The organism is Novosphingobium sp. B-7 (genome assembly GCF_000410615.1).
GTDB lineage: Bacteria > Pseudomonadota > Alphaproteobacteria > Sphingomonadales > Sphingomonadaceae > Novosphingobium > Novosphingobium capsulatum.
In genome coordinates this window covers 1-15,992 of the sequence record NZ_APCQ01000429.1, presented here as the reverse complement: position 1 = coordinate 15,992, position 15,992 = coordinate 1, and the positions used below count along the sequence as shown (strand labels likewise).

Genomic DNA, 15,992 nt, shown 5'->3' with positions numbered 1-15,992 from the left:
AGCCCGGCATGGCGCCGGCCAGCGCCACGGGCTCGTCGGCGCGGATCGGCGCCGGGCCATAGGGCGAACCGTCAAAGCGTGCGGCCAGATCGGGATCATCCTGCGCCAGGCGCAGCACGGCAGACCGTCCGCTCACCGGCACTTCGCCACAGGCGCGGATCGCGGCCCAGACCAGCTCGCGAATGGCGCGGCGATCCTTTGACCCGACAAAGCGCCGCTGGCGAAACCATTCCGCCGCCAGCCGATCGGCCGAAGCCCCCTGCCCGCGCGCGGCCGCGATCACGCCATCCAGAATGTCGATCGCGGCCTGGACCCGCGCGGCCGGCGTCACCGCGTGGGGTAGTTCGGTGCCTCACGCGTGATCGTCACGTCATGGACGTGGCTTTCCTTGAGGCCCGCATTGGTGATGCGCACGAACTTGGCGTTCTTGCGCAGGTGCTCGATCGTGCCGCTGCCGGTATAGCCCATGGCCGCCTTGATGCCGCCGACCAGCTGGTGCACCACGTCCTTGGCCGGGCCCTTGTACGGCACCTGGCCTTCGATGCCTTCGGGCACCAGCTTCATCGAATCCTTGATGTCCTGCTGGAAATAGCGATCGGCCGAACCGCGCGCCATCGCACCAACCGAACCCATGCCGCGATAGGCCTTGTAGGCGCGGCCCTGGTAGATGAAGGTTTCGCCCGGCGCTTCCTCGGTGCCGGCCAGCATCGAACCGATCATGATCGAGCTGGCACCGGCGGCAAGCGCCTTCGCCGCATCGCCCGACGTCCGCAGGCCGCCATCGCCGATCACCGGCACGCCTGACTTTTCCGCCTCGGCCGCGCATTCCATGATCGCGGTCAGCTGCGGCACGCCCACGCCGGCAACGATGCGGGTGGTGCAGATCGAGCCCGGCCCGATGCCCACCTTGATGCCATCGGCCCCGGCATCGATCAGCGCGCGGGTGGCCTCTGCGGTGGCAACGTTGCCGGCAATCACCTGCACGTCGTTCGACAGCTTCTTCACCGCTTCCACGGCACGGGCCACGTCGCGGTTGTGGCCATGGGCGGTGTCGATGATCACCACGTCGCATTCCGCTTCCACCAGGGCGGCGGTGCGGGCCATGCCCTTTTCACCCACGGTCGTGGCAGCGGCCACGCGCAGGCGGCCGGCACTGTCCTTGGTGGCGTTGGGATAGGTCACCGACTTTTCGATGTCCTTCACCGTGATCAGGCCGATGCAGCGATAGGCATCGTCCACCACCAGCAGCTTTTCGATGCGGCGGGCGTGCAGCAGGCGGCGGGCTTCGTCGCCGCTGGTGCCCAGCTTCACCGTAGCCAGGTTTTCGTGCGTCATCAACTCGCGCACCGGCTGCGCCAGATTGGCGGCAAAGCGCACGTCGCGATTGGTGAGGATGCCCACCAGCCGGCCGCCGGCTTCCACCACCGGAATGCCGCTGATGCGGTTGGCGCTCATCAGCGCCTGGGCGTCGCCCAGCGTGGCATCAGGCGAAATGGTGATCGGGTTGACCACCATGCCGCTTTCATAGCGCTTCACTGCGCGCACGGCGGCGGCCTGTTCCTCGATCGTCAGGTTGCGGTGCAACACGCCGATCCCGCCAAGCTGGGCCATCACGATGGCCATGTCGGCCTCGGTCACAGTGTCCATGGCCGAAGACAGCACGGGGATGTTGAGAGCGATCGCCTTGGTCAGGCGGGTGCGGGTATCGGCCTGCGAAGGCAGAATGTCTGACTCGGCCGGACGCAACAGAACGTCGTCAAAGGTAAGGCCGAGGGGGATATCCATGTGCGCTGCCACTTCCTGTCCGGGTAGAATCGTGGCGGCCCATGTAATCAAGCCGGGAACAATTGGCTAGGGGGTTCGGGCGCTATTTGTCGGCCCTGGCGCGGGCACCGTCGCCGGGGGTGTCACGCCCCCTGTGGCATAGCGACGGGCATCGGCAAATTCGCGCACCAGCTCGGTGTTAATCTGCACGTCATCGGCCATGCCGGCATAGTTCACATGGTCCGGCGTATCGGCCGGCGTGTGATAGGCGCCGGTCATGAACCGGTCCAATCGGGCTTCGTCGGCATAGCTGGTGCTGACCATGATCGCGGGCACATCATGCTGCATCAGCACCCAGCTGTCCTGCCGGCGCACATAGGCATTGGCCGCCCGGCCATCGACCAGCTTGCGACGCGTCCGCGCCAGCACCCGCGCCACAGTATCATCCAGCGGGGTCATCCCCCGCCCCACGATCGCCACTTGTCCGCCCGCCGGCACCAGGCCGGTGCTGTCGACATTGAACGCCGCCACGATCCGCCCCAGCGGCAGCGGCGGATTTTCGGCAAAGGCCAGGGCGCCAAGCAGGCCCATTTCCTCGCCGGTGGTGGCCAGAACATAGATATCGCGATCGGGCATGCGCTGCGGCATGCCTGCCAAGATCTGCCGCGCCACTTCGGTGATCACCGCCACACCGCTGGCATTGTCCACCGCGCCCGGGCAGATCGCCCCGGCCGCCGTGCAAACCCCGAAATGGTCCCAATGCGCCACGAGCAGCACGGCGCCGGCAGCGGGATCGCGCCCGGGAATGCGGCCGATCAGGTTGTGCGTGCGCACGCGGGTTTCGGTGCTGGTCGCTTCCAGACTGGCCGTAGTGCCGATCAGGCGCGGCGTGAAATCGGGCTTTTCTGCCTCGGCCTGGGCAGCGGCCAGCGCCTGGCCTGGCGCGGCCGTGGTTCCGCCCAGCAGGCGATCGGCCATGTCGGGGGTAACAAACGCCTCGATCTCGTTGTCGAGCCGCTCTCCGGCCAGCATCGTGCCAGCCTTGCGCCGCCGCGCCGCCACATCATCAAGGGTGCGCGTGCCATCCAGCACCGTGATCACCGCCATGGCCCCGCCGTCCAGCAGGCGGCCCACGGCCTCGCGCCCTGCCTCCACATCGCCGTGGCGCTCGTCATGGTCACCACGCTTGTTGCCCGCGGCTGCCTTGCTTTCCAGCAAGAGCGCCACACGGCCGGCCAGTTCGGTGCGCGATGGCACCACCCCATGGCCGACAAACAGCACCGGCGCGCTGTCCACCAGGTTGCGCACGCCCGAGGTGACCACGAACACATCATGCTCGTCAGCCGCCAGGCGCCGCCGGCCACGCATGAAGGCCGCGCGCGATAGCACCGGCTCGCGCGCGACCAGTTCGACCGGCGCAAACCACGGGCTGCCCGGCAGGTTGGTGCCCGATTCCAGGCCCATTTCGAACCACTGCCGCACCAGATAGCGCAAGGTCTGGGTTTCGCCGTCGGTGCCGGGGCGTCGGCCGGCGAAGGCCGGGCTGGCCAGCGTCTCGACATGGCCACGCAGCCGCTGCTCCAGGGTCTGGGCCGCGGGCGCGGTAGCCGCACGCGTGGCGTTCACCGGCAGCACGGCTGCCAGCGACACCAGGGCCAGTGCCCTCAACAGCCTTGCGCCACGACTCATCTATGTCCCCAAACGCTTCAGCGCAGGCTCATTGCTGACAAAACCCGCCAAGACGCGCAAGTTCCCAAACTGTAAAGCACGGTGAATCGAGCCTGGGCGCGAAATTCCTGGCGCATGACGCGGAACATTGTCGCGCGCCACGGCTTGCCAATTACGCTATATGCCGTGGCACGTACGGCACACAGACGACAGGCAAGCGATGCGGCTCGACGATTACGACAACAACATCGACGTGGAAGACCAGCGCGGCCGGGGCGGCGGCTTTTCTTTGGGCGGCGGCGGTGGCGGCGGTTTCCCGCTTGGCCTGATCCTCAGTCTGGTCGGCTCACGCTTTGGCATCCTCGGGGTCTTGGTCGTGGTTGGCGCGTCGTTCCTGTTCGGTGGCTTGCCCCGCCAGTTGGCCGGGCCGGTGGGAGAAACGCCATCGCAGCAGGTCGGCCAACCCGGCGGTGAAACGCTTGCCCAGGCGTGTGACGTCAACGCGTTCAGCCATGAAAGCTGCAATGCGCTATCCTCGCTCAACAAGACCTGGAAGCCTTTGCTGGCCAGCGAGAACATCGCGTTTCGCGCACCCAAGCTGGTGTTCTATTCCAGCCAGGGTTCCTCGGGCTGCGGCGCGGCGCAAAGCGCCATGGGGCCGTTCTATTGCCCCAGCGACCAGGGCATCTACATCGACACCGATTTCTATACCGAGCTGGACAAGAAGCTCGGCGCAGGCGGTGATTTCGCGCGGGTCTATGTCATGGCCCATGAATATGGCCACCATATCCAGAAGCTGGTCGGCACGTCAGACAAGGTAACACAGGCGCAGCGCGCCAATCCCGATGCGGCCAACGCCCTGTCGGTGCGCCTCGAACTCCAGGCCGATTGCTACGCAGGGGTGTGGGCCGCGCAAAATCGTTCCCGGATCGAAACCGGCGATGTCGAGGAAGGCCTGCGCGCCGCGCACCAGATCGGCGATGACACGCTGATGAAAGCCGCCGGCCGCACCCCGGTCGAGGCTGCGTTTACCCATGGCAGCTCTGAACAGCGGATGGCCTGGCTGCGCAAGGGCCTCGACAGCGGCAACCCGGCGCAGTGCAACACCTTTGCGCCGGGCGCGGTGTGATCGGCAGATCGTGTGGAACTTAGGCCGGTTTGCAGCGTAATGCGGGAAACCGGGGAGTTTTACCGATTATGTTCGCACACCGAAATGCCGCCCGCGCCGCCCTGCTCGGCGCGATGCTCCCGCTCGCGCTTGGCAGCCTCGCCGCCCACGCGCAGACTGCCGTGGCTCCCAAGGATGCCAAGGTCGGCGATGTCGTCGCCACGCCGCTCGAAACGGTGAACCTCAAGAAGGAAGATATTCCGCCGATCCTGCAGCGCGCCCAGGAAACGCCCTATACTCTGGCTGGCCTGCGCAGCTGCCCGGCGATCTCGTCCGAAATCCGCCGGCTCGATGCCGTGCTCGGCGATGACATCGATATTGCCGATTACACCAAGGGCGGCCTCAAGGTGGGCAATACGGCCAAGTCGATCGTCGGCTCGCTGATCCCGTTCGGCGGCATCATCCGCGAAATCTCTGGCGCGAACGAAGCACAGCGCCGTTGGCAGGTGGCCCTGTTCGCCGGCACCGCCCGCCGTTCGTTCCTCAAGGGCGTTGGCCAGTCGCGCAGCTGTCCTTATCCGGCGCGTGGCGCAACCTCGCGCGATGCCAGCGCCGTCGCTGCCAACCGCGCGCGCGAGGCCGCCGCTGCCGATGCGGCCAAGGAACAGGCCAAGCAGGAAAAGCGCAACCGCTGATCCTTCACCCTATCCCCGGCGCCCGCCCGCTGTCATGCGGTGCAGGCGCCGGGGCAAGGTCGCTTAGACCAGTATGATATCCGCCAGGTGCAGATCGGGCGCGCCCATCAACACCCCGATGCGCACCGCCTTCTCCGGCCCGGTGCCGTCGACGTCGTAATAGAGGTTTCCGCTGGCCCGGTCATAGATCAGGCTTTGTTCGGCTGTGGTCGCACGCGTTCCATAGCCGAATTCGGCATCGGCAATGGCGCCAGGTGGCTGTGCATAGAAACCTGCGCCAAACGCATCGAGTGACAGGGCAATCTTGTCCTCGCCGCTCACAAAATCGCGGATCACCGTGCGCCCGACGGCCAGCGGGCTGGTGTCGAACACGAAGGTATCGTGCCCCGCCCCGCCGGTCAGGCTGTCTATGCCGCCGCCCCCACTCAACACGTTGTCGCCCTCGTTCCCCACGATCGTGTTGTTGGCGTTGTTGCCCGCACCATTGATGTTGCCCGCGCCGCTCACCAGCGTGAGCCGCTCAACGTTGGCATCGAGACGATAGCTGATGGTGGAGAAGACCTTGTCGATCCCGGCATCATCGCCGCGCTCCACCACCCTGTCGCCGGCGTCATCGACATAATAGACGTCATTGCCGGTGCCGCCCTCCATGCGGTCGGCTCCCGCCTGGCCAAACAGCGCGTCGTTGCCGGCGCCGCCGAGCAGGTGGTCATCCCCCGCCCCGCCCTTCAAGCGATCATTGCCCGCGCCGCCTTCCAGGCGGTTGGCATCCTTGTTGCCAAGGATCGTGTCATCGAATTGCGAGCCGATGGCGTTTTCGATGCTCTTGATCTGGACCGTCCCCGCCCCGATCGTGTCGACCGGCTTGGTCGTCGCCAGCGTCAGGTAGATGCCCTGCTGCGCATCGGCAAAGCTGATCGTGTCGTTCCCCGCGCCGCCCGCAAACCTGTCGTTGCCGCCATGGCCGAGAAACAGATCGTCCTTTTCGGTGCCCACCAGTTTATCAGCCGCCGCCGTGCCTTCCACCGTTTGCCCGTGGTGATCGGTGTAGGCCTGCGAGTGCAAGGTGCCGTTGCCGTCGCGCCACAGCACGGCAAAACCACCATCGGCCAGCGCCACAAGTTGCGCGGCATCCTGGGTTCCCGCCGTGGTGGTGTTGACGATCTGCTCCTGGCCGATTTCGCCGCCGGAATGATCATAGGTCCGCAACGCAATCTCGCTGGCGCCGTTCGCGCCGCCCGCCGGGTTGGCGCTGGCCCAGGCGATCGCGAAGCCGCCATCCGCCAGGGCAACCAAGTCGGTCGAGCCAACGAAGCGCGGACCATCCTCGCTGACGATCGTATCGGCCTGCACCACGGCACCGCTGCCATCGAACACCTGCATATGCAGCGCCCCCAGCGACACGAAACCGCCACTGGAATGGTTTTCGGCCCAGGTCATGGCAAAGCCACCCGTCGCAAGCGCGACCATCTGCACTTCCACCGCATTGCCATACCGCGTCGGCAGCGCCAGCAGCGTCGCCGCCTTGATCTCGGTGCCGTCCACGGCATGGATCGCATAGGTGTAGCCGACGTTTCCGCTCGACACCCCATTGCCCAGCGCCAGCGTAAGCAGTGAACCGTCGGCCAACTGCGTCACGCTGGGCGGCAAATCCCGATCCGAGGAAGAGGCCGTGAAGCGCGCAACGACGCTCATCGTTGCCAGGTCAACGATGTTGACCACCGCCCGCGCCGCGTTCCCCCCAAAATCGACGTTGCTGACAACGGCCACGTTGCCCAGATCCGCGCCCTTCAGCGCCAGTACCGAAGTGCCGGTGTACGTGGCCGAGGGGGACGGCGCCGGTACCGTGATCGTCCCGCTGATCGTGCCATCGCGCGGATCGGTGTCCAACAGCGACAGGGTGACGGGGCTACCGGCGCCCTCGGCCTCCTTGACAGTGATCGCATTGCCGTCGGCGAGCGTAAAAACCTCATAGTCGCGCACCGTGGCAGTTACCCCGCTGGCCACGCCATCGGCCGTGAATACGGAATAGATATAGTCACCCGAATTGGGATGCGCGGTGTCCTCGTTCATGACCAGGATGTTGCCGTTGGCCAGGAACGTCGCGAAGGGAGAACGCCTTTGCGCCTGCGTCTGGTCCAGCGTTACTTCCGCTCCATCGCGATAATAGGTCATGATATCTCCCATCTCCGCCCCGGCCAACGAGAGCGCGATGGTTCACAACCTATTGCAACGCATGGCTTCCACCCATGGAAACAAGCCCCAGTTTGGATCAACGAAAAAGGCCGGGGTCTTGCCAACCCCGGCCTTTGCTTGGTCTCTTGCCGTCAGGCGCGGATCAATAGACGCGCGCCTTGGGCTTGATGTACTGCACGTCGTCGGTGAGCGTGTATTCGTGCACCGGGCGGTAATCGAGCTTGATGTCGCCGCTCTTGCCGCCCCAGCCGTCGAACCAGCCCACGGTATGCTTCATCCAGGTGGCGTCGTCGCGGTTGGGGAAATCCTCGTGCGCATGGGCGCCGCGGCTTTCCTTGCGGTTGTAGGCCGAATGCATTGTCACCGAAGCCTGGCTGATCAGGTTGTCCAGCTCCAGCGTTTCCACCAGATCCGAGTTCCAGATCAACGAACGGTCCGACACGCCGATATCCTGCATTGAGGCATAGATTTCGGCCAGCTTGTGCTTACCTTCGGCCATCAGCTCGTCGGTGCGGAACACCGCCGCGTGCTGGCTCATCGCGCGCTGCATCTCGGTGCGGATCTTGGCGGTGGGCGAACCGCCCTTGGCGTTGCGGAAGTGATCCAGGCGCGACAGCGCCAGGTCCGCGCTGTCCTTGGGCAGCGACTGGTGCGCCGTGCCCGGCTTGATCAATTCCTTGAGGCGCAGGCCGGTGGCGCGGCCGAACACGACAAGGTCGATCAGCGAGTTGGAGCCCAGGCGGTTGGCGCCGTGCACCGAAACGCAGGCCGCTTCGCCCACGGCGAACAGGCCCGGCACCACGGTTTCGGGATTGCCATCGGCGCCGATGGTCATCACTTCGCCGTGGTAGTTGGTGGGAATGCCACCCATGTTGTAGTGCACCGTCGGCACCACCGGCAGCGGCTGGCGCGTCAGGTCGACGCCGGCAAAGATCTTGCCGCTTTCGGTGATCCCGGGCAGGCGCTCGGCCAGCACCTTGGCATCGATGTGATCAAGGTGCAGGTAGATGTGGTCCTTGTGCGGGCCAACGCCACGGCCTTCGCGGATTTCCAGCGCCATCGAACGCGACACCACGTCGCGGCTGGCGAGGTCCTTGGCCGAGGGGGCATAGCGTTCCATGAAACGCTCGCCTTCGGAGTTGGTGAGATAGCCACCTTCCCCGCGCGCGCCTTCGGTGATCAGCACGCCCGCACCATAGATGCCGGTGGGGTGGAACTGGACGAATTCCATGTCCTGCAGCGGCAGGCCCGCGCGCAGCACCATGCCGCCACCGTCGCCGGTGCAGGTGTGGGCCGACGTCGCGGTGAAATAGCAGCGGCCATAGCCGCCGGTGGCCAGCACCACGGCGTGGCCACGGAAGCGGTGGATCGAGCCATCGTCCATGCACAGCGCGATCACGCCACGGCATTCGCCGTTTTCCATGATCAGGTCGATGGCGAAGTATTCGATGAAGAAGTCGGCATCATACTTCAGGCTCTGCTGATAGAGCGCGTGAAGCATGGCGTGGCCGGTGCGGTCGGCGGCGGCGCAGGTGCGCTGCACCGGCGGGCCTTCGCCCATGTTCTGCATGTGGCCGCCGAACGGGCGCTGATAGATCGTGCCATCGGCGTTGCGGCTGAACGGCACGCCAGCGTGCTCCAGTTCGTAAACCGCGGCCGGGGCTTCACGCACCATGTATTCGATCGCGTCCTGGTCGCCCAGCCAGTCAGACCCCTTGACGGTGTCGTACATGTGCCAGGTCCAGTGATCGGGCGTGTTGTTCTGCAGCGAAGCCGCGATACCACCCTGCGCCGCCACGGTGTGCGAGCGGGTGGGGAACACCTTGGTGATGCACGCGGTGCGCAGACCGGCCTGGGCCGAACCCATCGTGGCGCGCAGGCCCGAACCGCCCGCGCCGACAACGACGGTGTCATAGGTATGATCGATGATCTTGTAGGCAGCAGACATGGCTTACGCGGCCCCCAGTGCGATGCGGATGATCGAGACGATGCCGAACACGGCAGCGGCGGCGGGCACGAAGTTGATCAGCATCCAGGATGCGACCTTGCCACCTTCTTCGTGGATGTAGTCTTCCAGCATGACCTGCACGCCCAGGCGCGCGTGGTAAAGCGTGTTGAGCACCAGCAGCACCAGCATGGTGGCCGACAGCGGCTTGGCCGCCCAGCCATGCACGGTGACATAATCGTGCGCGGGCAGCAGCGCCAGGCTGATGCCGAGGAAGGGGATGACGATCAGGTTGCCCACCGCCGTAAGGCGCTGGGCCAGCCAGTGGTGCGTGCCGGCGTGGCTGGAGCCCAGCCCGCGCACGCGACCGATCGAAGTTCCGTTACCCATGGTACCTCCGAGAAATCAGGTAAGGCGTGCCGGCGCTTAGCGCAGCAGCACGAAGCCCCAGAACAGAGCCGTAAGACCGACAGAAGCGATCATAGTGAAGACCGACCAACGGGCATTGACCGAAAGTTCGTAGCCCACGCCGATATCGAGCACGAGGTGACGGATGCCGGTGGCGGCATGCTGGAAGAACGCCCACGACAGGCCGACCAGCACGATCTTGCCGAGGATCGCGGTAATGGCGGAAAGGCCGCCATCGGCGCCGGTCCACACATAGGTCATGAACGTCGCATAGGCTTCAGGACCGCTGGCGATCGAACCCAGCCACCACAGCAACAGCGACAGGCCGACAAAGGCCAGGCCATTGCCCGTAACACGGTGGAGGATCGAGACCAGCATGGCCGGACCCCAGCGCCAGATCTGGAGGTGCGGCGAAAGTGGCCGGTTGCTGTGCGCCAGCGCCATGGAACTTCCCCTTATTATCGCAAAGGCGACCGGGATGAGGTTTCCGGTCGGGACGAGTCGCTATTAGTCGAAAAGCCCCGGGGTGCAAGCCGCCGAAAGGGCCAAGCCGAATTCGTATGTTGTCATGCGGCAAGATGACGCGCAAACCACAGGCGATGCGCACCATTCCTATCTTCGCAGCCGCGCTCGCCGGGCTTGTTGCCATGGCCGCGCCAGCGCTTGCCCGATCGCAGCCGTCGCACATTCCGGCGCGGCCCACCCTCGCCCAGGCCTGCCACAACCGCGATGGCTGGGCCGATCCCGCGCCGCCGCAACGGATCTTTGCCAATACCTGGTACGTCGGCACCTGCGGGATCAGCGCGGTTCTCGTCACCTCGCCGCAAGGGCATGTGCTGATCGATGCCGGCGTGGCGGAGGCCGCCGACAGTGTCGCGCGCAACATCGTTGCCGCCGGTTTTCGCCTGCATGACGTGCGCTGGATCGTGCTCAGCCACGAACATTCCGATCACGCTGGCGGCCTGGCTGCGCTAAAGCGGATGACCGGCGCACGCCTGGCGGCCATGCCCGCCGCCGCGCGCGTGCTCACCACCGGTCAGGTTCCGGCAGACGATCCCCAGTCCGCCTGGCTCAAGCCGTTCCCGGCCGTTGCCGTCGATCGCGTGCTGCATGATGGCGAAACGCTGGTGGCCGGGCCGCTGCGCCTTGTCGCCCATGCCACGCCAGGCCACGCCCCCGGCTCCACCAGCTGGACCTGGACCAGCTGCCAGGGCCGCGATTGCCGCGCCATGGCCTATGTCGACAGCGTCACCGCGATGGCCGCGCCGGGTTGGCGCTTTGCCGATCATCCCGCCTATGTCGCGGCGTTTCGCGCCTCGCTCGATCGCATTGCCGCCCTGCCCTGCACCGTGCTGATCACGCCTCATCCCGGCGCCAGCGACCTGTTCGAGCGCCTTGCGCATGGGGCGCCCCGGCCGGTGCCGGGTGCCTGCCGCACCTATGCCGCCAATGGCCGCGCCCGGCTTGACGAGACGCTTGCCAAGGAGGCCGCGCCGCCGCAAAGACCCGCGCCATGAGCTGGAAAATCACCATCCTTGCGCCGCGCCCCATCGTCCAGGCCGCGCTGATCGCCCACGAAGACGTGTTCGACTGGGACGCCGACATCGTCATCGCCGGCAGCGAGATTGCCGAGGACAAGCCCGACGATTGGCAGCTGGAAGCCTGGCTGGCCGACGAACCGGGCGAAGACGAACGCGCCGCGATCGCCGCGCTGTTCGCCGATGGCGCGCCGCCGATGGTGATCGAACAACTGCCCGAGGAAGACTGGGTCACGCTCAGCCAGCACGGGGTGGAGCCGATCCACGAAGGGCCGTTCCACGTCCACACCCCCGAATATCTGGCAGTGGACACGCCCGGCATCCGCAATTTCCTGATCCCCACCAGCCAGGCCTTTGGCACCGGCCAACACGCCACCACCGCCGGGTGCCTGGCGATGCTGGCGCATATGAAGGCCAATGGCGCGGTGGTGCGCAACTTGGCCGATATCGGCACCGGCACCGGCCTGCTCGCCTTTGCCGGGCTACATCTGTGGCCCGGCGCGCGCGCCATCGCCAGCGACATCGATGCCGTCTGCGGCCCGGTGGTCGCAACCAATGCCGATGCCAACGGCGTGCCGCTGGGCGATGGGCCTGGCAAGCTTGCCATGGTCATCGCGGCTGGCATGGATCACCCGCTGCTGCGCCTGTCGGCGCCCTATGACCTGCTGATTGCCAATATCCTGGCGGGTCCACTGATCGAACTGGCGCCGGAATTTGCCGCCGCGGTCAAGCCGGGCGGCCATATTCTCCTCGCTGGCTTGCTCGCCACGCAGGAAAAGGCCGTGCGCGCCGCCTACGCCCGCGCCGGCCTGCGCCTTGCCGCGCGCCAGGTGCGTGGTGACTGGTCGATCCTGTGGCTGCGCCGCCGCGCCACCGCGCGCATTCATGCCAGCAAGCCCGGTGCGCTGCCGGCGTGGTCGCAGAAGTGGTGAATTGCGCGGGCGCGGCATAAGGGCCAGCACCACCCCCAACCCCCTCCTCTAAAGAGGATGGGGCTAAAAAATCAGCAGCTTAACTCCCCCTCCTCTTCAGAGGAGGGGGTCGGGGGGTGGTGAGAACCCAAGCACCAAAGCCTAAACCCGGCTACCCACCATCGCCACGCCAAACGCCACGAAGATCGCGCCGGTCACGCGGTTGAAGATCTTGCGCGGCGATGGTTTTTCCAGCCAGCGCGCCACCGAGCGGCCGCCCAGCGCATAAAGCAGGTACGAGGTCATCTCGATCACGCCAAAGGTTGCCACCATGACGGCAAACTGCGCCGCCTTGGGCCGGGCAGGATCGATGAACTGCGGCAGGAATGCCCCGGCAAACAGCAATGCCTTGGGGTTGCTGATGCCGATCAGAAATCCGGTGCGAAACAGGCCGAGCGGCGATGGCAGAGCCACTGGCCCATCGCCCACCATGTCCACCGGAGACTCCTTGGCGGTCCAGGATTTGTACCCCAGGTAAAGCAGATAGGCCGCGCCGACGATCTTGAGCGCGGTAAACACCTGCGGCATCGCCACCAGAACCGCCGACAGCCCCGCGGCCGAGAGGCTGAGCAGCGTGAGCACGGCGAGAAAGCAGCCGCTCATGGCCAGCATCGCCCGGCCAAAGCCCAGCGTCACGCTGCGCGTCATCACGTGCAGCATGTTGGGGCCGGGCGAGATCGAAATGAAAAAGACGGTGACGACAAACAGCCACCAGGTGTGAAGGGCCATAATCGCCTATCCCGCTGCCTTGAAGATTTCCGCCCAGGCGGCTTCGTCGATCACCTCAATGCCCAGTTCGGCTGCCTTTTTCAGCTTGCTGCCCGCACCCGGCCCGGCAACGACCAGGTCGGTCTTGGGCGAAACGCTGCCAGCGGCCCGTGCGCCCAGCGCCTCGGCCTGGGCCTTGGCCTCGTCGCGGCTCATCGTTTCCAGCTTGCCGGTAAACACCACGGTCTTGCCCGCGACGGCGCTGGCGCGGGTTTCGACGATGAAATCGGGCGGGCTCACTTCACCCAGTAGATCGTCCCACACAGCGATGTTGTGCGGCTCGTGAAAGAAATCGCCCAGCGCTTCCACCACCACCGGGCCAACGCCGTCGATGCCCAGCAGTTCGGCCTTGGCCTCTTCATCGCCGCCATGGGCGCGTTCGGCCACGGCGCGCAGCGCGGGCAGCGTGACGAAGCGCTTCAACAGGTCGCGCGCGGTGACCGCGCCAACGTGGCGAATGCCCAGCCCGAACAGCAGGCGCGCGGCATCGGGCTGGCGCTTGGCCTCGATCGCGGCGAGCAGATTGTCGACCGACTTGTCCTTCCAGCCCTCGCGGCCGACGATGTCGTCACGCCGCTTGCGCAGGCGGAAGATGTCGGCCGGGCTTTCCAACCAGCCCAGCGCAAAAAATTCGGCGATAGTCTTTTCGCCCAGGCCCTCGATATCGAGGGCGGCGCGGCTGACAAAATGCTTGAGCCGCTCGGTCCGCTGCGCCGGGCACACCAGCCCGCCGGTGCAGCGCACGTCGACCTCGCCCTCTTCTGCCACCGCCTCGCTGCTGCATTCCGGGCAGTGATCGGGAAAGACATAGGCCGGACGGTCTTCTTCGCGTGTCAGGTTTTCAACCACTTGCGGGATAACATCACCAGCCCGTTGCAAGACCACGCGATCGCCGACGCGCACACCCAGCCGGCCGATCTCATCACGGTTATGAAGCGTGACGTTGGTGACAGTCACCCCACCCACCAGCACCGGGCGCAGGCGGCCCACTGGCGTCAGCTTGCCGGTGCGGCCGACCTGGATATCGATTGCCTCCACTGTGGTTTCCGCCTGTTCGGCAGGAAACTTGTGCGCCATGCCCCAGCGCGGTGCCTTGGCAACAAAGCCCAACCGGCGCTGCCATTCCAGGCTATCGACCTTGTACACCACGCCATCGATATCATAGGGTAATTCAGCACGTTGCGCCTGAATGCTGCGATAGTGCGCCAGCATCTGCGCGGTATCATCGCAGCGCGTCAGCAGGGGTGACACTGGCACGCCCCAGGCCGCGATCTGCTGCATCATCGCCCACTGCGTTTCAGCCGGCACCGCGCTGGCCGCACCCCAGCCATGCGCCAGAAAGCGCAAGGGCCGCGCGGCCGTCACGCTCGCGTCCTTCTGGCGCAGCGATCCGGCGGCGGCGTTGCGCGGGTTGGCAAAGACCTTGTCGCCCTTTTCCTCCTGCGCGGCATTGAGCGCGAGGAAATCGGCCTTGGCCATGTAGACCTCGCCCCGGATTTCGAACACGGCCGGTGGCACGACACCGGAATCGCTGCGAAGTTCCTGCGGTATGTCTTTGATATAGGCTACATTGACAGTCACATCCTCGCCCACCTGGCCATCACCACGCGTGGCCGCGCGGACCAGCCGGCCATCTTCATAGCGCAGCGAGCATGACAGGCCGTCGATCTTGTCTTCCGCCGTCATCACCACCGCCGCATCGGCCGGCAGCGCCAGGAAGCGGCGCACGCGCGCGACGAATTCCTCGACCTCCTCGTCGGTGAAGGCATTGTCGAGGCTCATCATGCGAACCTCGTGTGTCACCTTACGCAGGGGAGAAGCAGAAACCTCGTGACCCACGGCGCGCGAGGGGCTGTCGGCACGGATCAGATGCGGGAACGCCGTTTCCAGTTCAGCATTGCGCCGCACCAGGGCATCATATTCTGCGTCGGAAATTTCCGGGGCGTCTTCGGCGTGATAGCGCCGGTTGTGATAGGCGATCTGGCGCGCCAGCCGCATCAGCTCGTTCGCGGCGGCTGCCTCGCCCATTGCTGCCGGATCGATGCCTGCCGGATCACTCATTATACGCCACTTTCACCAAACAATTGCGCCAGTCACCGGCGCGATACGCCATCACGGCAATTCGTAAAGCGCTATCGCCAGTCCGGGCAAGGCATAGCTGTGGAGGAACCGCCTGCCCACCCGGGCAAAAGGGTTCAAGCCTGTTCGAGCAGGCGGCTGGCCTGCGCGCGCGCCTCGGCGGTCACTTCCGCGCCAGAGAGCATCCGCGCGATTTCCTCCTGGCGGCCGGCCGCGTCCAGCTTGCTCACCGAGGTGCGCGTGACTGTGCCCTCGCTCGACTTGGCGATCAGATAATGCGCGTCACCCCGCGCCGCCACTTGCGGGCTGTGGGTCACGGCCAGCAACTGGCCACCGTGCGCCAGGCGGGCCAGGCGCTCGCCAATGGCACTGGCCACAGCGCCGCCCACGCCGCGATCGATCTCGTCGAAGATCACCGTCGCTGCCCCGCCCTGTTCGGCAAGCGCGACCTTCAACGCCAGGATGAAGCGCGAGAGTTCCCCGCCCGAGGCGATCTTGCCCAGCGGCGCAAAATCGCTGCCGGGGTTGGTGGAGATGAGGAACTCCACCGCGTCCATGCCCTGGCCGCTCCAGCGATCCTCGGGCAGGCGCACCACGGCGGTGTGAAAGCGTGCCGCATCCAGCCGCAGCGGCGCCAGTTCGGCGGCCACTGCCTTGTCCAGCTTGCGCGCGGCCTCGGCCCGCTGCACCGAAAGCGCCTCTGCCTTGGCGCGATAGTCCAGGCCCGCGTCCATCGCCACGCGCGCCAGCCCGGCGATCTGCGCCTCGCCACCCTCGATCGATTGCAACGCGGCCTGTCGCGCCGGGCGGGCAGGTCGTCCACCGTGCAGCCATGCTTGCGCGCAGCGGCGC

Annotated in this window: 12 protein-coding genes and 2 pseudogenes; 4 read left to right on the top strand and 10 right to left on the bottom strand. The window is 66.0% G+C overall.

The features are described from left to right. The 3 genes and pseudogenes from H926_RS0105285 to H926_RS25730 all read right to left on the bottom strand — a co-directional run. A pseudogene (locus H926_RS0105285) lies at positions 1–331 on the bottom strand (RsmB/NOP family class I SAM-dependent RNA methyltransferase); the annotation flags it as partial. Beyond that, positions 328–1,785, bottom strand: a complete 1,458-nt coding sequence (gene guaB, locus H926_RS0105280) for an IMP dehydrogenase (protein WP_028657618.1) — start codon at positions 1,783–1,785, stop codon at positions 328–330. The gene guaB and the pseudogene H926_RS0105285, both read right to left, overlap by 4 nt. A 66-nt stretch (positions 1,786–1,851) precedes the next feature. Next, on the bottom strand, positions 1,852–3,453 hold the full coding sequence (locus tag H926_RS25730; RefSeq protein ID WP_082209017.1) for a M28 family metallopeptidase: 1,602 nt from the start codon (positions 3,451–3,453) through the stop codon (positions 1,852–1,854). Positions 3,454–3,652: 199 nt separating this feature from the next. Here H926_RS25730 and H926_RS0105270 point away from each other — a divergent pair, with 199 nt between their 5' ends. Both H926_RS0105270 and H926_RS25725 read left to right on the top strand, forming a co-directional pair. Then, entirely contained in the window at positions 3,653–4,561 is a 909-nt protein-coding gene (locus H926_RS0105270) for a neutral zinc metallopeptidase (RefSeq protein ID WP_022675384.1), read from the top strand. A 68-nt stretch (positions 4,562–4,629) separates the two neighbouring features. After that, entirely contained in the window at positions 4,630–5,235 is a 606-nt protein-coding gene (locus H926_RS25725) for a hypothetical protein (protein WP_022675383.1), read from the top strand. Positions 5,236–5,298: 63 nt separating this feature from the next. Here H926_RS25725 and H926_RS30705 read toward each other — a convergent pair whose 3' ends face one another. The 4 genes from H926_RS30705 to sdhC all read right to left on the bottom strand — a co-directional run bounded on the left by H926_RS30705 (position 5,299) and on the right by sdhC (position 10,228). Next, positions 5,299–7,410, bottom strand: coding sequence for a calcium-binding protein (locus H926_RS30705; RefSeq protein ID WP_158441938.1), 2,112 nt, complete (start codon positions 7,408–7,410; stop codon positions 5,299–5,301). A 163-nt stretch (positions 7,411–7,573) separates the two neighbouring features. After that, the gene (gene sdhA / locus H926_RS0105255) at positions 7,574–9,379 is read right to left on the bottom strand and encodes a succinate dehydrogenase flavoprotein subunit (RefSeq protein WP_022675381.1); all 1,806 of its coding nucleotides are present in this window, start codon (positions 9,377–9,379) and stop codon (positions 7,574–7,576) included. A 3-nt stretch (positions 9,380–9,382) separates the two neighbouring features. Next, complete coding sequence (gene sdhD / locus H926_RS0105250) at positions 9,383–9,766, bottom strand: succinate dehydrogenase, hydrophobic membrane anchor protein (protein ID WP_022675380.1); 384 nt, start codon at positions 9,764–9,766, stop codon at positions 9,383–9,385. Positions 9,767–9,802: 36 nt separating this feature from the next. Continuing rightward, complete coding sequence (gene sdhC, locus H926_RS0105245; protein WP_022675379.1) at positions 9,803–10,228, bottom strand: succinate dehydrogenase, cytochrome b556 subunit; 426 nt, start codon at positions 10,226–10,228, stop codon at positions 9,803–9,805. Between the two features lie 134 nt (positions 10,229–10,362). Between sdhC and bla the strand changes: the two genes are divergently transcribed. Beyond that, positions 10,363–11,301: a subclass B3 metallo-beta-lactamase gene (bla, locus tag H926_RS0105240; RefSeq protein ID WP_022675378.1), complete on the top strand. Its 939-nt coding sequence runs from the start codon at positions 10,363–10,365 to the stop codon at positions 11,299–11,301. After that, the gene (locus H926_RS0105235) at positions 11,298–12,254 is read left to right on the top strand and encodes a 50S ribosomal protein L11 methyltransferase (RefSeq protein WP_022675377.1); all 957 of its coding nucleotides are present in this window, start codon (positions 11,298–11,300) and stop codon (positions 12,252–12,254) included. The genes bla and H926_RS0105235 overlap by 4 nt, the downstream gene beginning before the upstream one ends. 141 nt (positions 12,255–12,395) lie before the next feature. Here H926_RS0105235 and H926_RS0105230 read toward each other — a convergent pair whose 3' ends face one another. The 3 genes and pseudogenes from H926_RS0105230 to H926_RS25720 all read right to left on the bottom strand — a co-directional run. After that, on the bottom strand, positions 12,396–13,022 hold the full coding sequence (locus H926_RS0105230) for a LysE family translocator (RefSeq protein WP_022675376.1): 627 nt from the start codon (positions 13,020–13,022) through the stop codon (positions 12,396–12,398). A gap of 6 nt (positions 13,023–13,028) precedes the next feature. Continuing rightward, positions 13,029–15,122 (bottom strand): NAD-dependent DNA ligase LigA, encoded by a 2,094-nt coding sequence (gene ligA / locus H926_RS0105225; protein ID WP_022675375.1) that lies wholly within the window; start codon positions 15,120–15,122, stop codon positions 13,029–13,031. 134 nt (positions 15,123–15,256) lie between these two features. Beyond that, positions 15,257–15,992: pseudogene (locus H926_RS25720) on the bottom strand (DNA repair protein RecN); the annotation flags it as partial.